This is a genomic window from Pseudogemmobacter sonorensis (assembly GCF_042762395.1).
Lineage (GTDB): Bacteria > Pseudomonadota > Alphaproteobacteria > Rhodobacterales > Rhodobacteraceae > Pseudogemmobacter > Pseudogemmobacter sonorensis.
The window spans coordinates 23716-45854 of record NZ_JBEFZE010000019.1 but is presented as its reverse complement, the minus strand read 5'-3'; the positions used below and the strand labels follow the sequence as shown (position 1 = coordinate 45854).

Sequence of the window (22139 nt, the reverse complement as noted above, 5' to 3'; positions counted from 1 at the left end):
TTTTTTCCGGGCGACCTGGTCCGGGCTACATGCGGCGGGTCGCTGGCGTCCGCATGGGCGGGGTATCGGCACGGCGGCATGGTCCGATCTGAATGAACGGATGCGGCGGCGGGACGCGGCTTTCACAGGCGGCGGCGCGATGCGCGAGCCGAGGGCCGAGAGGGGGACGGGTGGGCCGCGCCGGTCCTGCGGAGCGCTGTCGCCATCTTTCGCCGCTTTCGCCCCGGACAGGCGGCGGGCGTGGCACAGGGGAGGCAAATGGCGAGAGCCTGCGGTCAGGACATCCACCGAGGGTGCCAAGGGCGGACGGGAGCCCCCCGGGAAACCACGCGCGAAGGGCGAGCGGCCCGCGCGGCCGGGGCGGGCCGGCCCCCCGCGCGCCGCCCCCGCGCGCCATGGCTTCATTCTTGCAAAGCCGCGGCTTTGGCGGCAGGAAGCCAGCAGCATTCGCCTCAGGAAGGGAAAGACCATGACCCATCGCATCGCCATTCTGGGCGCCTCGGGCTATACGGGGGCCGAACTGGTCCGCCTGATCGCCAGCCATCCCGCGATGCGCATCACCGCGCTTTCGGCCGAGCGCAAGGCCGGGATGGAAATGGCGGCGGTGTTTCCCTTCCTGCGCCATCTGGACCTGCCGAAACTGGTGCGGATCGAGGAGATCGACTTCTCGCAGGTGGACCTGTGTTTCTGCGCCCTGCCCCATGCCACCTCGCAGGAGGTGATCTCGACCCTGCCGCGGGATCTGAAGGTCGTCGATCTCAGCGCGGATTTCCGCCTGCGCGATCCGGCGGAATACCAGAAATGGTATGGCCGGGCGCATTCCGCGCTCGACCTGCAGGGCGAGGCGGTCTACGGGCTGACCGAATTCTACCGCGACGAGATCCGCGCCGCGCGGCTGGTGGCGGGCACCGGCTGCAATGCGGCGACCGGGCAATATGCGCTGCGGCCGCTGATCGGGGCCGGGGTGATCGGGCTTGACGACATCGTGATCGACCTCAAGGCCGGGGTGTCGGGCGCGGGCCGGGCGCTGAAGGAAAACCTGCTGCATGCCGAATTGTCGGGCGGGACGCATGCCTATTCGGCGGGCGGCCTGCACCGCCACCTAGGCGAGTTCGACCAGGAATTCAGCAAGATCGCCGGGCGGCCGGTGCTGGTCCAGTTCACGCCGCATCTGCTGCCGATGAATCGCGGCATCCTGGCCACCACCTATGTCAGCGGCGATCCCGGCGCGGTCCATGCCGCGCTGGCCGCCGCCTATGCCGACGAGCCCTTCCTGCAGGTGCTGCCTTTTGGCACACTCCCCTCGACACGCGATGTCGCAGGCTCCAATTATTGCCATATCGGGGTGACGGGCGACCGGATCCCCGGCCGCTCCATCGTGGTCGCGGTGCTGGACAACCTGACCAAGGGCTCTTCGGGCCAGGCGATCCAGAACGCGAACCTCATGCTGGGCGAGGCGGAGACGGCGGGGCTCGCCCTCGCGCCGCTTTTCCCCTGAGGCGTCGCGGTTTGACACGGGTCAAGGCGGGGGCGGGCCGGGGCCGCTAGAAGGGCCGAAGAAGGACTGCCGAAGGAAGACTGAAGGGAAGCGCCATGCAAAGCACAGCCAGACCCGTCGGCAGACCCGCCGGATTTCGCGGCCTCAAGGGGTTGAAGAAGCAGCGCCGCATCCAGGTGGTCGCGGTGGCCTTCCTGGCCATGCTGGCCGCCGTGGTGCTGGTCGGCTTCGCGCTGAAGGACGGGATCAACTTCTTCCGCAGCCCCAGCCAGGTGCTGGAAGAGGCCCCCCTCGAAACCGAGACCTTCCGCCTGGGCGGCCTTGTCAAGGAGGGCTCGATCCGGCCCGGCGAGGGGATGCATTTCTCCTTCACAATCACTGATGGCAGCGCCGAGGTGCCGGTGCGCTATGTCGGCACCCATCCGCGCCCCGACCTCTTCACCGAGGGGACCGGCACCATCGCGACCGGGCGCCTGGTCGACGGCGTGTTCCAGGCGACCGAACTGCTCGCCAAACATGACGAGACCTATATGCCGAGGGAAGTCATGGATGCGCTGGTCGAACAGGGCGTCTACAAGGATCCCGCCGCCGCCCCGGGTGGTTGAGACCGGCGACCGACCGGCCGCAGAAGGCATCCGACCAGCCGCGAAACGCAACGGCGACCGGAGGCCCACTTGGACCAACCGCCTGCCATCGCCGCCGATCTCTCCTTGCCGCCGAGCGGATCGCGGCTGCCGTTTTTTGACCGGCGCCAGGACCTAAATGCGTCCGGGTTTGAGCCCCTCCGGGACAAGCCGCTCCGAGTCCGAGCGCCCCACGATCCGAATGCCTCGGGGCTTGCCCCCGGAGTTGGCCTCCTCAGGCTCCAGTCCCGAAATTCCGCAGGCCCCGGCACGAATTCACCACCCACCAATCCGGCCCGGCGGAGAAGCTTCTCTCACACCCTTCCGCCAGATGGCCTGCCGCAACCACGATCGACCGAGATCACCGCCCCTCACCCCGGCCCGGCAAATCCGGCGGGGACAGCCCCGCGCCCTCGGCCTTCCCGGCCAGGCGCAAGACCGCCAGCCCCTGAAGAAGTCGCCGATCCGCGGCATGGCAAGGATGCATTCGTCGCCCGATGCCTCAAGACGCCGCAACCCGCACCCGATTGGCGAAACCATCTCGCCGCTCCGCCCGCAGGCCGACAAGAATGGATCGACAAGACAACGATCCCTCGCCACCTGCAAGAAAAACGCAAACCCCGTGCCGATTGCAGCCACCGCCATGAGGCTCACCGTCGCTCCGATCAAGCCCGGCGGCACGGGCAGGCCCTTCGCCCCAGACGCCAGAAGCCTCCGCCCGGCAAACCCGCCCCGCCCGGCACCAACCGCCCACCCGAACCCATCCCCATTTCTTCTTTGCAAAAATATCCCGGGGGTGAGGCGCCGTAGGCGCCGAGGGGGCAGCGCCCCCTCCCCCGATCATCCCGCAGGCACCCAGATCACATCCTCGACCCCCGGCGCCCCGGTCGCCAGCATCACCAGCCGGTCGAAGCCGAGCGCGCAGCCCGAGGCCTGCGGCATCCGCGCCAGCGCGGCCAGGAAATCCTCGTCGATCGGATAGGTCTCGCCGTAAACCTCGCGTTTCACCGCCATTTCCGCTTCGAAACGGCGGCGCTGCTCGCGGGCATCGGTCAATTCGCCGAAGCCGTTGGCCAGTTCCACCCCGCAGGCATAAAGCTCGAACCGCTCCGAGAGCCGGGCATCCCCCGGCAGGCGCCGCGCCAGCGCCGCCTCCGAGGCGGGATAATGGTCAAGGAAGGTCAGCCGTCCCTGGCCCAGATGCGGCTCCACCCGCTCGGACAGCACCCGGCTGAACAGGTCCGACCAGCTTTCCCCCGCCGCATGCGAGATGCCCTCGCGCGCCATCTGCGCCGCCAGCGCCGCCGCATCCGGCGCTCCCCCCGCCTCGATCGTCGCCGCCCCGCTCGTCGCCGCCCCGATCGTCGCCGCCCCGATCGTCGCCGCAAGGTCGATCCCGGCGTGGCGCGAGAACGCCTCGAAGACCCCGATCCGCTCGGGCGCGAGGCGCGGGTCGCATTCGCGGCCGCGATGGCGCAGCATGCCCCCGGGCCCGCCCGCGATCCCGGCCGCCAGCCGGGTCCAGTCCAGCAGATCCGCCATCAGCACCTCATAGGGCTCGCCCGCGCGATACCATTCCAGCATGGTGAATTCGGGGCTGTGGCGCGGCCCCCGCTCGCGGTTGCGCCAGACGTGCCCAAGCGAGAAGATCCGCCGCTCCCCCGCCGCCAGAAGCCGCTTCATCGCGAATTCGGGCGAGGTGTGAAGATACATTTCACGCCCCTCCCCGTCATTGCCGATGGCGGTGGTGCGGAAGGCATGCAGATGCGCCTCGTTTCCCGGGCTGGGCTGCAGGGCCGAGGGATCGACCTCGACGAAATCGCGCTCGGCCATCCAGGCGCGAATCCCCGCCGCGATACGGTTGCGGGCGATCAGGGCCGGGCGGCGGTCGGCGTGGCGCTCGGGCCACCACCAGCGGGATTCGGTCATCGGGGCATTCCGTCTGGAAATCTCGGGGCAGATGGGTTACCAGCGCCGCCATCACGGCCCCGGCCCCCCATCGGGCCGGGCCATATCACAAGGATCACCGCGCGTGAAAGTCATCGCCTCCTCGCTCCGCAAGGGCAATGTCGTCGAGATGGACGGCCGCCTCTATGTCGTTCTGCTGGCCGAAACCTACCGCCCCGGCAAGGGCACGCCGACGACCTCGGTCGACATGCGCCGCATTTCCGACGGGGTGAAGGTCACCGAACGGTGGAAGACCACCGACCAGGTCGAAAAGGCCACCGTGGACGAACGCGACTACGACTTCCTCTATGAGGACGGCGAGGGCTTTCACTTCATGCAGCCCGAAAGCTACGAACAGGTCGTGGTCACCGAAGACGTGATGGGCGCCAACAAGGTCTATCTCCAGGAAGGCATGCGCTGCTATCTGAAGACCTTCGACGGCGCGCCGATCGCCATCGAGGTGCCGCAGAAGATCACCGTCGAGATCGCCGAGACCGAGCCGGTGGTGAAGGGCCAGACCGCCTCTTCCTCCTACAAGCCCGCGACGACCGAATCCGGCCTGCGCGTCATGGTGCCGCCGCATATCGGCCCGGGCACCCGCATCGTCATCAACACCGATGACGACAGCTATGTCGAGCGCGCCCGCGACTGACCGCGCGTCGTGGAGGGCGCATCGTGGAGGGCGCGGCCCGCGCCTGCGGTGGCCCGCCGCTCCAGTGGCCCCGCCTCGGCCCTGGCCAACCCGAACCGAGCCTCCGGTGGACCGAGCCTCGGCGGGCGGGCAACTGAAACCGAGGTGCGCCCGACCGGCGCATGCCTTGGCCGCAAGGCAAGCCCCCCGGCCGTGACGACCGCAAGCGCCGCCCTCCCGCCGGGGGCGGCGCTTGCCGTTCCGCTGTCTCGGCCCCCCGGACAGCGGCCCGGGCGCTCCCCGTCGAGAGCCGGGCACCGGCGGGCACACCCCGCATTGACAGCCCCGCGAAACAGGGTCACGAACGGACCATGACCATGAACGCCGCCAATTTCATGCGCTATCGCCGCCGCCTCGTCTGAGCGCGGCGCATTTCGACATGCCGCCGCCGTCGGGTGGCACGGATCGGGCTCCCCGCAGCGCAATGGAGCCTGAGATGCACGAAACCCTTCCCCTGAGAACCCACTTCGGAACCCTGCGCGGCGCGCGGACGGAAGATGCCGAGCGCATCGTCCAGATGGTCGGCGCTCTGGCCCGCCACCACGGCGACACGCCCGGGCTGACGGTCGAGGCGCTGCTGCGCGACATCTCCGGCACCGCGCCCTGGCTTCACCTTCTGGTGGCAGAGGCCGGGGGCGAACTAGCGGGCTATGCGGCGCTTTGCGGCCAGAGCCGCCTCCAGTTCGGATGGCGGGGCATGGATATCCACCATCTCTTCACCGAAGCGCGGTTTCGCGGGCGCGGCATCGGCCAGGGCCTGGTCCGGGCCGCCGGGATTCGGGCGGCCGAACTGTCGTGCAGCTATCTGACGGTGGGGACGCATCCCGAGAACCTCCGCGCCCAGGCCTTCTACGAATCGCTGGGGTTCGAGCGGACCGCGGCCTCCCCGCCGCGCTTCTCCCTCCGGCTCGGGGCCTGAACCACAGAGCGGAGCCATAGAGGGCCCCACAGGGAGAACAGTGAAACCAGCCGTGAGAGCGGTCGCGAAGCGGAGCGGCGGGCAGAAGGCACAGACAACAGACCTCGGCCCGGGAAAAGGCCGTCCGGGGAACCGAACGGCCGGTTTGCAGCGCCGCAAACATCGCCCCGCAAGCTGAAACCCGCGAACTGCGCCCGGCACAGGCCTCGACGCCGCCGCGCCTCAGACCGGCTCGAAGCCGATGCGGCGGCGCAGGAATTGCGTCGCATGGACCGAGACGCTGGCCGGATCGCCGGTGGTCAGGAAGCGCGCCACCTGCCCCGGCCCCAGGAATTCGGGGCGGCGGATCAGGTAGTCGGCCAGGCTTTCGGCGACCAGCCTGGCCTGGGAATAGACCTGAACCCCCTCGCCCAGGGCCTCGCGGAACACCCTTTCCATCAGGGGATAGTGGGTGCAGCCCAGGATCGCCGCCTGCGGATGCGGCATCCGGCGCTTCAGCGCCTCGACATGGCTGCGGACCAGGGCCTCGGCCAGGATCTCGTCGCCCTGTTCGATCGCATCGACCAGGCCGCCGCAGGGCTGGGCCTCGACATCGACGCCGATGGCGCGGAAGGCCAGCTCGCGCTGAAAGGCGCGGCTTGCCACCGTCGCCGGGGTGGCGAACAGCGCGACATGCTTGACCTCGACCTCGCGCGGGGGGGAATTGTCGCCCCACTGGCGTTCGGTCAGCGCCTCGATCAGCGGCACGAAGACGCCCAGGACGCGCTTTTCCTTCGGCAGCCAGGTTTCCTGCATCCGCTTCAGCGCCGCGGCCGAGGCGGTGTTGCAGGCCAGGATCACCAGGTCGCACCCCTCGTCCCACAGCCGGGTCACGGCGCCGCAGGTCAGCCGATAGATGTCGTCGGCGGTGCGCACGCCGTAAGGCGCATGGGCATTGTCGCCGTAATAGACGAAGGGCACCTCGGGCAGCCGTTTGGACACGGCGTCCAGAACCGTCAGCCCCCCCAGACCCGAATCGAAGATCCCGACCGCCATCGCCCGCCTGCCCCTGTCTGTCTTTAGACCGTCTCTGTCCGCCCTGTCGGCCCCCTCCCCGGGGCCGCCCTCCTGCGATCATAGGCCGCGCCCCGCCGCTGCGAAAGCCCGCGCAACGGGCGCAGGTGGATTTCGTGACGATCTATTTGCCGCACAGCAGCGGAAATCTTCGCATCACCCTGCATTATTGCGTGATCGGCTTTTCCCCTGGCGCATGGCTTGTGCTAGGGTCCGGACGCAAAGCGGAAGGCAAGACAATGGATTGGGACAAGTTACGCATTTTTCATGCCGTGGCGGACAAGGGCAGCCTCACCCATGCGGGCGAGGTGCTGCATCTGTCGCAATCCGCCGTCAGCCGCCAGATCCGCGCGCTTGAGGAAAGCCTTGCCGTCACGCTGTTCCACCGCCATGCCCGCGGCCTGATCCTGACCGAACAGGGCGAATTGCTGTTCGAGGCGACCACCCAGATGGTGCAGCGGCTGGACGCCACCGCCGCGCGGATCCGCGACAGCGAGGACGAGGTGCTGGGCGAGTTGCGCGTCACCACCACGACGGGGTTCGGCACGCTCTGGCTCGCCCCCCGGCTGGCGCGGCTTTACGAAAGCTACCCCAACCTCAAGATCGACCTCATGCTGGAAGAGCGCGTCCTGGACCTGCCGATGCGCGAGGCCGACGTGGCCATCCGCATGAAGGAGCCGAGCCAGGCCGACCTGATCCGCAAGCGGCTGATGAACATCCGCATGCGGCTTTTCGCGACGCAGGACTACCTCGACCGCCACGGCACCCCGCATTCGATCGAGGAGATGGGCCCCCACCGGCTGATCTGCCAGCATCCCGGCACGCCCCAGGTGGCCGCCGGGGCCAACATGATCCAGCAGTTGATGGCGCGCGACCTGGCCTCGATCCTGCATGTGAACAACTATTTCGGCGTGTTGCAGGGCGTGCTGAACCATCTGGGGATCGGGGTCCTGCCCGATTACATCACCGAGGGCTCTCCACATCTGCGCCGGGTGCTGGAAGATGTGGAATCGGTCGAGGTGCCGGTCTTCCTCGCCTATCCCGAGGAATTGCGACATTCCAAACGTGTCGCGGCCTTCCGCGATTTCGTGCTGGACGAGATCACGACCTTCCGCCGCGCCCATCACGCCTGAGCCCCGGTCGCCCCCTGATCGGGCCCCCGGTCGGAACATGCGGGCGCGATGAAGGCGGGCGCTCGAACAGATGCGGGGAGACCCGCGACACGCCCCCGGATGCGAAACAACCACATTCGGCCAGACCCGGCCCCGGAGACGGCGCTGGAACGGCGACTGGCCCGGATGCCGCGCCGCCGGGCGCAGCGGACGGCGTCCCCTCTCCGCCCCGCCTGCCCGGAGCAGCCTTGCCGCAGCACCCCCGCCCCCGCGCCGTGATTCTCCGTTTTTTCACTGCAAAACACCAATCCATACGAAAAACGCATAGCAGACATTCTGCATGCGGGGCATTTCGCGCTTGCACGATTCACAACCAGCCCATAAATCGGGCGTTGAGGCGCTGAACGAGGCAACTCTTCGCGTTTCATACCTCCCTGTTGGACTTCGGCCGAGCTTACGCTCGGCCTTTTTTTTGCCTGCGCAAAATGATCGCCCGGTCTCAACCCGGCAACACTGTGCCCCCGGGGCGCATCCGAACCGCGCGCACTCCGGCCTGGCAGCCTCGGCCGCAGCCCGCCCGCCGCAGCCCTCCTCCATCCCGAACGACGCAGCCTTTGGCCTTCCGTGCGGGCGGGGCTTGGCTTATGACGCGCGCAAGAGGCCGACCAACCCGATCCAGCCGAATCCCGGAGCCCCCGATGACCGCAGCGCCGCGCGAACCCGAAATCACCCCCGAACTCGTCGCCGCGCACGGGATCAAGCCCGACGAATGGACCCGCCTGCTGGAGATCCTCGGCCGTGCGCCCAGCTTCACCGAACTCGGCATCTTCTCGGCGATGTGGAACGAGCATTGCTCCTACAAATCGTCGAAGAAATGGCTGCGCACCCTGCCCACCACCGGCCCGCAGGTGATCTGCGGCCCGGGCGAGAATGCGGGCGTCGTGGACATCGGCGACGGCCAGGCGGTCATCTTCAAGATGGAAAGCCACAACCACCCCTCATACATCGAACCGCATCAGGGCGCGGCGACCGGGGTGGGCGGCATCCTGCGCGACGTCTTCACCATGGGCGCGCGCCCCATCGCGGCGATGAACGCGCTGAGTTTCGGCCTGCCCGACCACCCCAAGACCGCGCATCTGGTCAAGGGCGTGGTCGAGGGCGTGGGCTCTTACGGCAATGCCTTCGGCGTGCCCACCGTGGGGGGCGAGGTGCGCTTCCACCAAAGCTACAACGGCAATTGCCTGGTGAACGCCTTCGCGGCGGGCCTCGCCGATGCGGACAAGATCTTTTATTCGGCGGCCTCGGGCACCGGCATGCCGGTGGTCTATCTGGGCGCCAAGACCGGCCGCGACGGCGTCGGCGGCGCCACCATGGCCTCGGCCGAATTCGACGACACCATCGAGGAAAAGCGCCCCACCGTGCAGGTTGGCGACCCTTTCACCGAAAAGCGCCTGCTCGAGGCCTGCCTGGAGCTGATGCAGACCGGCGCCGTGATTTCGATCCAGGACATGGGCGCGGCGGGCCTGACCTGTTCGGCGGTCGAGATGGGCGACAAGGGCGGGCTGGGGATCCGGCTGCAGCTTGACGACGTGCCGCAGCGCGAAACCGGCATGAACGCCTATGAGATGATGCTGTCCGAGAGCCAGGAGCGCATGCTCATGGTGCTGAACCCGGAACTGGAAGAGGTGGCGCGGGCGATCTTCGTCAAATGGGACCTTGATTTCGCCATCGTGGGCGAGACCATCCCCGAGGACCGCTTCCTGATCCTGCATGGCAACGAGGTGAAGGCCGATATCCCGCTGTCGAAACTGTCCTCCAGCGCGCCGGAATACGACCGCCCCTGGGTCGAGACCCCCGCCCCCGCCCCCCTGGCCGAGGTGCCCGCCATCGGCGCCATCGCGGCTCTGCGCGCGCTGATCGGTTCGGCCAACCATGCCCACAAGGCCTGGGTCTGGGAGCAATACGACGCCCAGGTCGGCGCCGATACCGTGGTGACGCCGGGGCTTCCCGCGGGCGTCGTGCGGGTCCACGGCACCACGAAGGCCCTGGCCTTCACCTCGGACGTGACGCCGCGCTACGTCAGGGCCAACCCCTATGAAGGCGGCAAGCAGGCCGTGGCCGAGGCCTACCGCAACCTGACCGCCATGGGCGCCCTGCCCCTTGCCACCACCGACAACATGAATTTCGGCAATCCCGAAAAGCCCGAGATCATGGGCCAGTTCGTCGGCGCGATCAAAGGCATCGGCGCGGCGGTCTCGGCGCTCGACATGCCCATCGTCTCGGGCAATGTCTCGCTTTACAACGAAACCGACGGCAAGGGCATCCTGCCCACCCCGACCATCGGCGCGGTCGGGCTGATCGCCGATATCGGGGATCTGATCGCGGGCCGCCCGGCCGAGGGCGACATCGCGCTTCTGGTCGGCGAAAGCTTCGGCCATCTGGGCCAGTCGGCGCTGCTGGCCGAGGCCTTCGGGATCGAGGCGGGCGACGCCCCCCCGGTCGATCTGGCGGCCGAGAAGAAGAACGGCGATTTCGTCCGCGCGCAGCGCCGCCACATCCGCGCCGCCACCGATCTGGGCGACGGCGGGCTCGCGCTCGCCGCCTTCGAGATGGCCGAGGCGGCGGGCCTTGGGCTCGCGCTGATCCCCGGCGACATCGCGGCGCTGTTCGGCGAGGATCAGGCGCGCTACCTGCTCGCCGTCGACGAAGCGGGCGCCGGTGCCATCGAGGCGGCGGCGCTGGTCGGGGGCGTCGCGGTGACGCGGGTGGGCCGCTTCGGCGGCGCCGAGGTGACCCTGGGGGCCGAGACCGCGGCCCTGGCCGAACTCTCGGCGCTTTATCGCGGCGCCTTCGCCCGCGCGCTCGGGCTCTGAGCGGGGCATGCTGCGCGCCGCGACCCCTGCCGATTTCGGCTTCATCCGCGGGCTCGCGCAGCGGCCGGATTACGCGCCCTTCATCACCGACGAGGACGAGGCGGCTCTTTCGGCCTATCTCGCCTCGCCCGCCGCGCGCCTGCTGATCTGGCAGGGCCCGGAAGGAACGGCCGACGGGGAGGCTGAGGGCTACGCGCTTTTCTGCGGCCTGGGCACGCCCTCCGGCGTGGTGGAACTGCGCCGCCTGGCCCTGGCCCGTCCGGGCCAGGGCCGGGGCGCGGGCTTTGTCGCCGCCCTGGTCGATCACGGATTCGAAGTGCTGGGGGCCGGGCGGCTCTGGCTCGACGCCTCGGGCGAGAATCCCCGCGCCATGACGCTTTACGAACGCGCGGGCTTCCGGCGCGAGGGCGTGCTGCGCCGCCACTGGTGGCGCCCCGATCCCGGCGCGGAAGGCGGCGGGCGGCTGGTCGACCAGCATCTCTTCGGCCTGATGCGCGAGGAATGGGCGACGCGCAGGGCCGCGTGACAGGATGGCGTGAAGGACGGGCTGAGGCTTGCGAGCCGCCGGGCCAGGGCTTACATTTCATCCCAAACGAAGGAGGCCCACCGGATGCCCATGGAAGGCAAGGATATCGAGGCGCTGATCCGGGAAACCTTCCCGGAGGCGAAGATCACCATCACCGATCTTGCCGGGGACGGGAATCACTGGGCCGCCGAGGTGATCGACGAAAGCTTTCGCGGCATGAACCGCGTGCAGCAGCAGCGCGCGGTCTATGCCAGCCTCAAGGGCAAGATGGACGGCGCGCAGGGCGAGCTGCATGCGCTGGCGCTGACCACCAAGGCCCCGGAATAGGCGGATGGAGGGCGCCGCGATCCTGTTCCTCCTTCTCGTGGCGGCGGGCGGCCTTGCCTGGCTGAACCACAGGATGGCCGAAAGGCGGACGGGCCGGGGCTCGGCGCTTTCGGGCCGCTACGGCATGCGCCGCGAACTGGGCATGGAAGCGACCGATCTGGACGGGTTCAACACCGCGATGAGCCGCAACGCCCCGATCGGCGAGACGCCGCAGGAATTGCGGGGGCTCGGGCGGTCGCTGACCGCGCATCCCCTGCCGCTGGAAGACGACGAGACCTATGCCGGGCGCTATCACGACGCCTTCGGCCGCAAGGAAGGACAGAGGGAATGAGCGCGCAGGACCAGATCCGCGAGACCGTGCAGAACAACGACGTGGTGCTGTTCATGAAGGGCACCCGGATGATGCCGCAATGCGGGTTCTCCTCCCGCGTGGCGGGGGTGCTGAACTACATGGGCGTCGACTATGTCGATGTGAACGTGCTGGCCGATGCCGAAATCCGCCAGGGGATCAAGGATTTCTCGGACTGGCCGACGATCCCGCAGCTTTACGTCAAGGGCGAATTCGTCGGCGGCTGCGACATCGTCACCGAGATGACGCTTTCGGGCGAGCTGGATGCCCTGTTCGAGGAGAAGGGCGTGACGTTCGACCGCGAGGCCGCCGACAAGATCCGCGAAGCCAACGCCTGAAACCGGGGGGGCCTGTTCCCGGGCCCTGTGATTTTGGCTGGCCTGCGCCTCCGGCGGGGATATTTTTGCCAAGATGAAAGGGGCGAAGGGGCGGTTTGCCCTGGCTTTTGTTTTTCGTCCCTTCCTTGCGCCTGCCTGTGCCCCTGGGTTTGGTCGGCTTTTCACCGGGCCCGGGGGGGGCAAGGCAGGCGGCGCGGGAGCGGCTCCACGCTTTTGCCCGGACGGGGGGGACGGCGGTCGGGCTTCGGCCGGGTGGGTCCGGCGCGGTGGTTTCGCGGGCGGAGCGGTTTCGGCGCGCGGTCGGGCTTCCGATCCGCGCTTTTTCCGGGGCACCAGGGAGCGCGTCGGCGGGCGTGTCATGACCTGTCGCTTTTTCCGTCCGGCCCGGGACTGACCCGGTTCCGGGCGGTCAGTCCACCGTCAGCAGGGCCGAAACCGGGGCGAGCGCGACGCTGGCGGCCCGGCCCTCGACCGTCCATTCCAGCAGTGCGGTCACCGTGTCGGGCCGGATCCGGCCCGCGACCAGGACCCTGCCCTCCTGCGCCGCCTTGAAGGCCGCGCGGTCGAGATAGCGGCGGATCACCGGCGCTTCCTCATCCGCGCCGTCGAGGTTGCGGAAGATCACCGCGGCGGGCACATCCTCGCGCCGGGCCACCTGGTCGGCGGCGTTCAGCCCCTCGTCCCAGGTCAGGAGGCCGCGCCCCTGCGCGCCCACCACCGGCACGACAAGCGTAGCCAGCGGCCGGTCGGCCTGGAAGCCGCGCCCGGGCAGATCCATGACCACCACCGATTCGGGCAGCCCCGCCTCCATCACCGAGAAGGCCACCTCGACATCCTGCGCCCGCGCGCCCTGCGGCAGGCCGGTGGCGAGCATCACCACCTCTTTGCCGCCGGCGCGATAGATCGCGGCATGGCGGGCGGCGTCGGGGGCCTGCGGGTCCAGCGCGAAGCTGACCGGGAAGGGCAGTTCGGCCAGGGCAGCGCGGTCGAGGTCGGGCTCTCCGCCGTCGATCAGCACCACGCCGAACAAGGGCTTCGCCGCCGGATTGTCGAAGGGCTCGGAATGCAGGTCGAGGGGGGTGCCTTCGGCGAAGGCCGAGGATGCGCCGGGGGCGGGCGTGGTTTCGGTTTCGGCCTCGGGCACGACGATGCTGGGCAGGCGCCCGGTCTCGACCCCTTCGACCGCGCCGCCGAGGGCGGGGGTCGGCGGCAGGGTCGATCCGCTCTCGCCCGGGGTGACGCTGCGGGGCGGCGGCGTCTCGGCCGGGCCGGGCGCATCGCTTGCGGGCGCATCGCTTGCGGGCGGTTCGGGGGCAGGCGATTCGGGGGCGAGGCCGGGCGAGGGATCCGGCGCGGGATCGGCTTCGGTTGCCGCCTCCTGTGGCGGTGTCGGCCCGGGTTCGGCGAGGGGCGCGGGTTCGGGCAGGGTTTCAGGTTCGGGCAGGGTTTCAGGTTCGGGCGCGACCATACCAGCCAGGATCGCCTCTTCCTCGGGCGTCAGCGGCGGCAGGCCGGGCAGATCGGCCACCGGGGCGGCGGGTTCGGGCGCGAGCGGCGGCAGTCCCGGCAGCGGGCCGGGCGGAACCGGCGGCGCGGCGGCGGTATCGGCGGCCTCCGCCGCCCCGGTTCCGATTTCGGAACCGGGGGCGGCGGAAGGCCGTGGCGGATCCCCGGCGACCACCGGGGCTTCAGGCGAGGGCGGGAGGGATTCGGAGCCGCCGACCTCGGCGGGCGACGGGGCGGGCGCCGCCTCCGGGCCGGTGTCGCCGACCTGCATCGGAGACGGGTCGGGCGGCAGGTCCGCAGCGGATGGATCGGTGGCGACTTCGGAGGGGGCGGCTTCCTCTGGTGGGCGCTCCGGGGCGGGCGGGGCAGTCGGTTCCGGGGCGGAAGCGGGCGGCGTATCCGCTGCGTCCCCGGTCGCGGCATCCCCGACTGCGGGTGCCGGAGCTTCCGTCGCGGCGGCGGGAGAGGACGGCGGCGGCGCGGGCGGCGCGGCCGACGGCAGCGGCACCGCAAGCGATACCAGCGCCAGGCCGCCCGTGCCGACAAGCGCGCCCAATCCCACCCCAAGAAGGAACCTGCCGATCACCTGAGCCTCCGTCCTTTCCTCGTCACCGCCCGGGCCTGCGGCCGGGTCACCATCGGGGCATGGGCAAAGCGGGCCCGTTCTGGCCGCCCCGAAGCCTGCCGCCCGCATCTCCGACCCTGCCCGGAGGCCCCCCGGAGCAGCCCGGCCCCCGGGAACCCTGGCCAAGCCTTCGCCGCGCCCGAAGCCCGAAGCCGGGCCCAAGCAAAGCCCCTACACCGGAACAGCGGAGCCGAAAAGCCGGTCGGCGCGGCAGGCCCGAAGCGTGGCCCGGCACCGGAGCCCGGGCGCCGCGATCATGCCGGAACATGCGTCCAGCGCCCCTTATAACGGCGCCCGCAGCGGGCTTCATCCCCTTTCACGCCCGATCCGGCAAGATACCGCCCGCCTCAGGCGCCTCGCTGGGCCTCTCAGGGCCGCCCCCCTGCTTGCGGAGACGGCACCGGAAACGCCCCGCCCCCTCTTGCCAGGCGCGCGATCCCTTGCTCCGGCCCGCCGCGCCTGCTACCGCCGGGCGCATGCTTTCCTACCAGCACGCCTTCCACGCCGGAAACCTTGCCGATGTCCACAAGCACGCGCTTCTGGCCTGGGTGCTCGACTATCTGACCCGCAAGGAAAAGCCGCTCAGCTATATCGAGACCCATGCCGGGCGCGGGCTTTACCGCCTCTCGGCCCCCGAGGCGCTGAAGACCGGCGAGGCGGCGCAGGGCATCGCGCGGGCGGAAGACTGGTTCGCCCCCGACCACCCCTACCGGCTGCGGCTGGAGGAGGCGCGCGCCATGTATGGCGCCGACTGCTACCCCGGCTCGCCCCTGATCGCGGCGCTTGGCCTGCGCGAGGCCGACCGGCTGCATCTGGCCGAGCTTCACCCCGGCGAACATGCGGGGCTGCGCGCGGCGCTCGACGGCTGGGACGCCGATATCCGGCGCGAGGACGGGTTCGACATGGCGCTGGCGCTGACCCCTCCGACGCCCCGGCGCGGGCTGATGCTGATCGACCCGCCCTATGAGGTGAAGGCCGATTACGAGCGGGTGCCGAAGGTCATGGCGCAGGTGGCGCGCAAATGGAACGTGGGCGTCCAGATGCTGTGGTATCCGATCCTGTCCGGGCGCGGCCATGTGCCGATGGTGCTGGCGCTGGAGCGCGCCTTCCCGCAGGGGCTGCGCCATGAGGTCGGCTTCCCGCCCGCGCGCGAGGGCCACCGCATGATCGGATCGGGCATGTTCGTCGTGAACCCGCCCTGGGGGATCGAGGACGAGACCGCCCGGCTGAGCGCGCGTTTCGCCCCGGCGGGCTGAGGGCGCGAGGCGGCGGGCGATCCGCCCGGCGCCCCGGCACCGCCCGAGGCCGCTTGCCGCAACCTCTTCTCGACGCGACCTTATTCTCGACGCGACCTCTTCTCCTCCTCAAGCCGCCTATCCCGGCCTAGGCCCACGCCCGCCCCGCCGATCACGGTGACCCAACCCAGGGTCCAACGGTGCACGCTGCGCTCGCCCCCTGGCCGCCGACCTGCTCATTCCTCTCCCGAGGGCTCTCGACGACCGGCTGCCGCCGCCAGCCGATCACGGTGGCGCGGAGCCCGGCCCCATGGCGCGCGTTGTGCGCCCCCCGGCGGCCAACCTGCTTGTTATTCTTCCCCGCGCTCTCCGGCCCGCTGCGGCGCCCTTACCCCGTCACCCGCCAATCACCGTGGCGCGATCCCCTCACGGCACGCGATGCCCGCATCTCCGCCATCCCGGCCTCTCCGCCCCGGCCACTGCCCAAGCCGCCGATCACCGATGGCGCAACGCCCGGACCGCCCATTGGGCGAGGCCTGCATCCTCTGGCGCGTCGGCCTTCTAATCTTCTCAGCCTCTGCGGACCCGCGCCCCCGGACGATCACGATGGCGCGACGCTCTGGCCCCTGCGACGCGCGATGCGCCTGCCCCCTCTGGCGCGGGCGCACGTCACAGCCTATCTTCGCGCCATGTTCGAAAAACTCCTGTCGCGCCTTCTGGCCCCCGCTCCCGAACCGCTGGCCGCGCCCGATTCGCAGCTTGCCCTTGCCGCCCTTCTGGTGCGCGCCGCCCGCGCCGACGGGCTCTATGCCGCCGAGGAGGTCGAGCGCATCGACCGGGTGCTGATGAAGCGCCATGCGCTTGGCCCTTTCGAGGCGGCGAAGCTGCGCGTCGAGGCCGAGACGCTGGAGAACGAGGCCCCCGACACCGTGCGCTTCACCCGCGCGCTGAAAGAGGCGACGCCCCTGGAAGAGCGCGACGCGCTGCTTGAGGCCCTGTGGTCGGTGGTGATGGCCGACGGACTGCGCGACGCGCAGGAGGATCGGCTGATGCGCCTGGTGGCCAATCTTCTGGGGCTGAGCGACGTGCAGAACGCCCAGGCCCGCCAGCGCGCCGGACGCGAGGCCTGATCGCCACCGATCCCTCGGCCCGGCAGAGGAAGGGTCGACCGGGGAAGGCTGCGACCGGCAAGGCCCGCGCCAGAGCCCGGCGAGAATCGAAACCGCCCAGGCCGGGCGCCGCCGACAGGCCCCCGGGCATTTCCGCCCTCGGGCATGAGGCCGAACCGCCCCCCGCCCGGCGGGCCGCCACCTCAACCGCTTAGCCCATGCGCTTGCGCCAAAGGGTCCGCCCACCCCGCCTCCCGCCGTAGCGCAGGGCGCCCGTCTCCGCCGGGAGCCGCCCCGCCCGCCGAAGCCTCCCGCCGCATGGCCCAGCCACAGGGACCACTCGCCCCACAGCACCCTGCCGCAGCGCAAGAAACCCCGCCGCACCGCCGGGCACCCCCTCCGCATACCGGAGCTTGCCGCCGCACCGCCCGCGGATGGCCTTCCCCCTCGGGCGGGGTCTCGCATCCCCTGGCCTCGGCCGCCCGCCCGCGGACACCCCCAGAAGGCCCCGTCCCGGGCCTTTGACCCGGCATCCGGCAGAGATCTGATCAAATTTCAGGCAAAAGCCCCCCGATGACGCAGCTTCCTCGTTGCATTGGCCGTGGCTTTGGGCACAAATCAGTCGAGACAACCACGAGACGGGAACCAACAACCGTCCGGGCAACAGGGGAAAACTGGGGAAACATGTCTGAAAACCCCGTCATCGCGATCCGCGATCTGCACAAGGCCTATGGCCCGCTGGAGGTTCTGAAGGGCGTCGATCTGGTCGCGCCGCGCGGGCATGTGATCTCGCTCATCGGCTCTTCGGGCTCGGGCAAGTCCACGCTTCTGCGCTGCTGCAACCTGCTGGAGGACAGCCAGCAGGGAGAGATCCTCTTCGAAGGCGAATATGTGCGCTGGAAGGGCGAGGGCCTGCGCCGCCAGCCCGCCGACCGCGCCCAGGTCACCCGCATCCGCACCAATCTTTCCATGGTGTTCCAGCAATTCAACCTCTGGGCCCATATGACCATCCTGCAAAACGTGATGGAGGCGCCGGTGACGGTGCTGAAACGCGATCCGGCCGAGGTCGAGGCCAGGGCGCGCGAATATCTGGCCAAGGTCGGCATCGCCGACAAGGCCGATGCCTGGCCCGCGCAATTGTCGGGCGGCCAGCAGCAGCGCGCCGCCATCGCCCGCGCTTTGTGCATGGAGCCGCGCGCGCTTCTGTTCGACGAGCCGACCTCGGCGCTCGACCCCGAGCTGGAGCAGGAGGTGGTGAAGGTGATCAAGGCCCTGGCGGACGAGGGGCGGACCATGCTGCTCGTCACCCATGACATGAAGCTCGCGGCCGATTGCTCGGACCATGTGATCTTCCTCCACCAGGGCCGGATCGAGGAACAGGGCCCGCCCGGAGAATTGTTCGGACGACCGAAATCCGAACGCCTGCGCGGCTTCCTTTCGGCGACGGCGGCCTGAATGGGCTGCTTTGCCTCCATCGCGGCGGCGGGCGTGGCGCTGGTTCTGGCCTCGGGCGGCGAGGAGCGGCTGGTGATCGCCACCGGCCCCAGCTTTCCGCCCTATCTGATGATGGACGAGGCCAGCGGCGCGCTTTCGGGTTATGACTACGACCTGATGCAGGAGGTCTGCGCCCGGATCACGGCGGAATGCGACTGGCAAAGCGTGAATTTCGACCGGCTGATCCCCGGCGTCGCCGCGGGCCTGTTCGACGTGGTCCTGGGCGGCATGGCGATCACGGCCGAGCGGCGCGAGACGGTGGATTTCAGCCGCCCCTATACCTGGGGCGGGGGCGTGGACTGGTTCGTCGGCCGCCCCGGCACCCCGGCGCCCGAAAGCGTGACCACCGCCGCCGTCTCGGGCACGATCCAGGAGCAGTATCTGCGCGAATTCGCCTACGACCATGTCTCCTACCCTTCCGAGATCGAGGCGCTGGCCGCGCTCGGCGCGGGCGAGGTGGCGCTGGCGCTCGGCCCCTACGACGCCCGCCCCGACCTTGCCCCCTGGATCGCGGGCCAGGGCATGGTCTTTCTCTACAGTGCCGATGTGCCCGACGAAGGCGTGGGCATCGCCGTCTGCAAGGGCAATCACGCGCTGCTGGCGCGGATCGATGCCGCGCTGGACGGCATGTTCGCCGACGGCACCATCGCCAAACTCGACCGGCGCTGGCACTAGGACGTGCCGCGCCCCCACCAGATCCGAAGCAAGATAAAAGGGAGACCCCAATGAAAAAGCTTCTTCTCGCCACTGCCCTTGCCGCCCTGGGCACCGCAGGCCTCGCGCAGGAGGTGGTCCGCATCGGCACCGAAGGCGCCTATGAGCCCTATAACTACATCGACCAGGCCTCGGGCGAGCTGGTCGGCTTCGAGGTCGATCTGGGCAAGGAGCTTTGCGCCCGCGCCGAACTGACCTGCGAATTCGTGCAGAACGAATGGGATTCGATCATCCCCAACCTGCAATCGGGCAATTACGACATCATCATGGCCGGGATGTCGATCACCGAGGAACGCCAGCAGGTCATCGACTTCACCGAGAATTACACGCCCCCCTCGCAATCGGCCTATATGGCGCTGGCGGCGGATGCCAATATCGGCGACGGCGCGATCATCGCGGCCCAGGTCTCGACCATGCAGGCGGGCTATATCGCCGAGCAGGAAGGCGTGACCATGCTGGAATATGCCACCCCCGACGAAACCGTCGCGGCCGTGCGCAACGGCGAGGCGGATGCGGTCTTCGCCGACAAGGATTACCTGGCGCCGATCGCGGCGGATTCGAATGGCGAGCTGGTGATGCTGGACGCCGATGTGGCACTTGGCGGCGGGATCGGCGGCGGGATGCGCAAGTCGGACGCCGAATTGCGCGCGAAATTCGATGCCGCCATCCTGTCGATGAAGGAAGACGGCACGCTGAACGCGCTGATCGTGCAATGGTTCGGCGAAGAGGCCGACCTGTTCTGATCCGGGTCCGGGTCCGGGTTTGGGCGCGGGCCTGAGTTGGGGTGCGAGCGCGGTTTCGGGTTCACCCTAGGGGCGCGGGCGGTGACGGAACCGCCCGCCCGGGTCGGGCACCTCGCCTTGGCCCGAAGGCAGGCCACCGGAGCCAAAGGCAAAGGGCGAGGCCCGGGCGCAACGCCCTTGGGCCCCGCCCCCCCGGGCTCCAGCCCGCGCGGCGGGCTCGTCCCCATCCGGGGTTCCGCTCTGTCCCCGAGGCTCCGGTCCGCCGGTCTCCCCCGGGCCAAGGTCGGCTCAGGGCTCCGGTTTGCCCTCGGGCTCAGGCCTCCCCTCGGGGCTCGGGTCTACCCGCGGGGCTCAGGTCTGGCGTCGGGACTCCCTCCGGGTTCGGGGCTCCGCCCTCCGGGTTCGGGGCTCCGCCCTCGGGCTCTGCGGCCCCTTCTTTCGGGTTCCGGCCGGTTGGATGGGGCCGACCAGAGCGCCAAGATGCAACGGGCTTCGTCCCGCACGACCGCCGAGCCGGGATCCAGCGCGCCCCGCAGGATCTCATCCGCAAGACCGACGCCGCAAACGACTGCCGACCGCGAGACTTCCACTCCGCAATACCCTCTTCCTGCAAGACATCCGCCCGACAAGACTTCCGCCCTGCCGCCCCGCCCGCAAGCCCCCTGCCCCGCCCCACCGTTTCCCGCAGCTCCAGCCCCGAAGGCGATCGCCCCGCATGTTCGATTTCTGCGTTGACCCCACCGCCCTTGACCGCGCCACTTGGTCGGGCTGGTTCCAGTGGATGGCTTGCTACCTGACCACGGCGACGCATTTCAGCTTTTACCGAAGCTTCATGACCGTGATCGGGCTTTTGCTGGTCACCGCGCCGGTGGCGCTGGCCTTCGGCTTTGCCGGCGCCTCGGCGGCGCGCTCGCACCTGCCGCCGGTGGCCTGGGGTGGCAGGATCTACATCTCGGCGGTGCGCGGGGTTCCCGACATCGTCTTCTTCCTGTTCTTCGTCATCGCGCTGGATCAGGGGATCGAGTGGTTCATGCATCTCTTCGTCTGCGAAAACACCGGCGAGCCGGTATGGAGCGGGTCGGAATTCCGCGTCTGCCCGGCGGCCAAGGTGCCGCGGGCCGGGGCCTCGGCCTTCGTGGTCAGCGCCTACAGCTTCACCATCGCGGTGGTGACCTTCGCCATCGTCTTCGGCGCCTTCGCGGCCAATGTGCTGCACGGCGCCATGGCGGCGGTGCCGCGCGCCCAGCTTGAGACCGCCGAGGCCTATGGCATGTCGCCGCGCCAGGTGTTCCGCCGGGTGCTGGTGCCGCAGATGTGGGTCTATGCGCTGCCGGGCCTGTCGAACCTGTGGCTGATCCTGATCAAGGCCACGCCGCTGCTGTTCCTTCTGGGCATCAAGGATGCGGTCTATTGGGCGCGAGAGCTTGGCTCGGCCAAGACCTCGGGCAACAATCCCTATCCGCATGGCGACTGGCGGTTCTACTATTTCCTTGCGCTGCTGGTGTTCTACCTGCTGGCGACGCGGGTCTCGGAAATCGGGCTGGCGCGGCTGACGCGGCGGCTGTCCAGGGGCCAGGCCACCCGCGCGGGCGAGGCGATGCGCAAGGGGGCCACGGCATGAGCTGCTGGGACACGATCACCGCCTATGCCTTCCGCTCGCTGGGTTACGGCGAAAGGGTGCTCCCGCGTGAGGGCTACGACCTGTGCCAGCAATTCACCCTGATCGGATCGGGGCTGATCTGGAACGTCTATTTCGGCGTCCTGGCGCTGGCGGCCGGTTTTTTCCTGGCGAACCTTCTGGCGCTGGCCAAGGCCAGCCGCAGCCCGCTTGCCCGCAAGCCCGCGGAATGGTTCATCTTCCTCTTCCGCGGCTCGCCCCTCTTCATCCAGTTCTTCCTGGCCTACGAGACATTGGTGCTGCTGCCCCGCACGGGGATCGACGTCTTCTGGATCACCATCGACACCTCATGGGCGACGCGGGCCTGGGCGGGCGGGCTGTTCGTCCTGTTCCTGAACACCGCCGCCTATTCGGCCGAGATCTTCTACGGCGCCCTGCGCTCGATCCCCAAGGGCGATCTGGAGGCCGCCGACGCCTATGGGCTGACCGGCTGGAAACGCTTTCTGCGCATAGAATGGCCGACCATGCTGCGCCTTGGCTGGCCCGCCTATACCAACGAGGCGATCTTCCTGTTCCATGCCACGACGCTGGTCTATTTCTCGGGCTTTCCGGCGTTCCAGCAGCGGGGCGACGCGCTCTATTACGCGAAATATTTCGCCGACAAGACCTTCAACCCCTTCGTGCCCTATCCGATCGTGGCCTTCTACTTCATCCTGCTGACGCTGGTGCTGATCTGGGCTTTCGGCATCGCCAATCGCAGGCTGAACCGGCATCTGCCCTCGAACCAGCGGCAAAAAATCCGCTTGCGTCCGCAGTTGATCCGGTAGTAGCCTGCATTT

20 protein-coding genes are annotated in these 22139 nt (G+C 69.4%); 17 read left to right on the top strand and 3 right to left on the bottom strand.

Features of this window, described 5'->3' with window-relative positions:
- Window positions 1-469 precede the first annotated feature (469 nt).
- Both argC and ccmE read left to right on the top strand, forming a co-directional pair.
- The gene (gene argC / locus ABNX41_RS13835; protein WP_438670313.1) at window positions 470-1498 is read left to right on the top strand and encodes an N-acetyl-gamma-glutamyl-phosphate reductase; all 1029 of its coding nucleotides are present in this window, start codon (window positions 470-472) and stop codon (window positions 1496-1498) included.
- 95 nt (window positions 1499-1593) lie between these two features.
- The gene (ccmE, locus tag ABNX41_RS13830) at window positions 1594-2103 is read left to right on the top strand and encodes a cytochrome c maturation protein CcmE (RefSeq protein ID WP_438670312.1); all 510 of its coding nucleotides are present in this window, start codon (window positions 1594-1596) and stop codon (window positions 2101-2103) included.
- 858 nt (window positions 2104-2961) lie between these two features.
- Here the strand turns inward: ccmE and epmA are convergent.
- Window positions 2962-4050, bottom strand: a complete 1089-nt coding sequence (gene epmA / locus ABNX41_RS13825; RefSeq protein WP_438670311.1) for an EF-P lysine aminoacylase EpmA — start codon at window positions 4048-4050, stop codon at window positions 2962-2964.
- A gap of 103 nt (window positions 4051-4153) precedes the next feature.
- Between epmA and efp the strand changes: the two genes are divergently transcribed.
- Together efp and ABNX41_RS13815 are read left to right on the top strand one after the other, a co-directional pair.
- A complete protein-coding gene (efp, locus tag ABNX41_RS13820) occupies window positions 4154-4720 on the top strand; it encodes an elongation factor P (protein WP_438670310.1) in 567 nt (188 codons plus the stop codon).
- A gap of 475 nt (window positions 4721-5195) precedes the next feature.
- A complete protein-coding gene (locus ABNX41_RS13815; protein ID WP_438670309.1) occupies window positions 5196-5678 on the top strand; it encodes a GNAT family N-acetyltransferase in 483 nt (160 codons plus the stop codon).
- A 222-nt stretch (window positions 5679-5900) separates the two neighbouring features.
- Here the strand turns inward: ABNX41_RS13815 and ABNX41_RS13810 are convergent, their stop codons facing one another.
- Window positions 5901-6713, bottom strand: coding sequence for a glutamate racemase (locus ABNX41_RS13810; protein WP_438670308.1), 813 nt, complete (start codon window positions 6711-6713; stop codon window positions 5901-5903).
- Between the two features lie 257 nt (window positions 6714-6970).
- Here ABNX41_RS13810 and ABNX41_RS13805 point away from each other — a divergent pair, with 257 nt between their 5' ends.
- The 6 genes from ABNX41_RS13805 (at window position 6971) to grxD (ending at window position 12256) form a co-directional block, all read left to right on the top strand.
- On the top strand, window positions 6971-7864 hold the full coding sequence (locus tag ABNX41_RS13805) for a LysR family transcriptional regulator (protein ID WP_438670307.1): 894 nt from the start codon (window positions 6971-6973) through the stop codon (window positions 7862-7864).
- Between the two features lie 677 nt (window positions 7865-8541).
- Entirely contained in the window at window positions 8542-10716 is a 2175-nt protein-coding gene (gene purL / locus ABNX41_RS13800; RefSeq protein ID WP_438670306.1) for a phosphoribosylformylglycinamidine synthase subunit PurL, read from the top strand.
- A gap of 7 nt (window positions 10717-10723) precedes the next feature.
- Entirely contained in the window at window positions 10724-11242 is a 519-nt protein-coding gene (locus ABNX41_RS13795) for a GNAT family N-acetyltransferase (RefSeq protein WP_438670305.1), read from the top strand.
- Window positions 11243-11326: 84 nt separating this feature from the next.
- Window positions 11327-11569 (top strand): BolA/IbaG family iron-sulfur metabolism protein, encoded by a 243-nt coding sequence (locus ABNX41_RS13790; RefSeq protein ID WP_438670304.1) that lies wholly within the window; start codon window positions 11327-11329, stop codon window positions 11567-11569.
- Window positions 11570-11573: 4 nt separating this feature from the next.
- Window positions 11574-11900 carry a hypothetical protein gene (locus ABNX41_RS13785; protein WP_438670303.1) on the top strand — a complete coding sequence of 109 codons (327 nt, stop codon included), beginning with the start codon at window positions 11574-11576 and terminating at the stop codon, window positions 11898-11900.
- Window positions 11897-12256 (top strand): Grx4 family monothiol glutaredoxin, encoded by a 360-nt coding sequence (gene grxD / locus ABNX41_RS13780; protein WP_438670302.1) that lies wholly within the window; start codon window positions 11897-11899, stop codon window positions 12254-12256. The genes ABNX41_RS13785 and grxD overlap by 4 nt, the downstream gene beginning before the upstream one ends.
- Window positions 12257-12665: 409 nt before the next feature.
- Here grxD and ABNX41_RS13775 read toward each other — a convergent pair whose 3' ends face one another.
- Window positions 12666-14348: a divergent polysaccharide deacetylase family protein gene (locus ABNX41_RS13775; RefSeq protein WP_438670301.1), complete on the bottom strand. Its 1683-nt coding sequence runs from the start codon at window positions 14346-14348 to the stop codon at window positions 12666-12668.
- Between the two features lie 515 nt (window positions 14349-14863).
- Here ABNX41_RS13775 and ABNX41_RS13770 point away from each other — a divergent pair.
- The 7 genes from ABNX41_RS13770 (at window position 14864) to ABNX41_RS13740 (ending at window position 22127) form a co-directional block, all read left to right on the top strand.
- Window positions 14864-15643, top strand: a complete 780-nt coding sequence (locus tag ABNX41_RS13770) for a 23S rRNA (adenine(2030)-N(6))-methyltransferase RlmJ (RefSeq protein WP_438670300.1) — start codon at window positions 14864-14866, stop codon at window positions 15641-15643.
- A 668-nt stretch (window positions 15644-16311) separates the two neighbouring features.
- Window positions 16312-16752 carry a tellurite resistance TerB family protein gene (locus ABNX41_RS13765; protein ID WP_438670347.1) on the top strand — a complete coding sequence of 147 codons (441 nt, stop codon included), beginning with the start codon at window positions 16312-16314 and terminating at the stop codon, window positions 16750-16752.
- Between the two features lie 663 nt (window positions 16753-17415).
- A complete protein-coding gene (locus ABNX41_RS13760) occupies window positions 17416-18186 on the top strand; it encodes an ABC transporter ATP-binding protein (RefSeq protein ID WP_438670299.1) in 771 nt (256 codons plus the stop codon).
- Window positions 18187-18900: a substrate-binding periplasmic protein gene (locus tag ABNX41_RS13755; RefSeq protein WP_438670298.1), complete on the top strand. Its 714-nt coding sequence runs from the start codon at window positions 18187-18189 to the stop codon at window positions 18898-18900.
- A 50-nt stretch (window positions 18901-18950) separates the two neighbouring features.
- Window positions 18951-19682 carry a transporter substrate-binding domain-containing protein gene (locus ABNX41_RS13750; protein ID WP_438670297.1) on the top strand — a complete coding sequence of 244 codons (732 nt, stop codon included), beginning with the start codon at window positions 18951-18953 and terminating at the stop codon, window positions 19680-19682.
- A gap of 715 nt (window positions 19683-20397) precedes the next feature.
- Entirely contained in the window at window positions 20398-21303 is a 906-nt protein-coding gene (locus tag ABNX41_RS13745; protein ID WP_438670296.1) for an ABC transporter permease, read from the top strand.
- Window positions 21300-22127: an ABC transporter permease gene (locus ABNX41_RS13740; RefSeq protein WP_438670295.1), complete on the top strand. Its 828-nt coding sequence runs from the start codon at window positions 21300-21302 to the stop codon at window positions 22125-22127. Before ABNX41_RS13745 ends, ABNX41_RS13740 begins: the two co-directional genes overlap by 4 nt.
- Window positions 22128-22139: the final 12 nt, after the last annotated feature.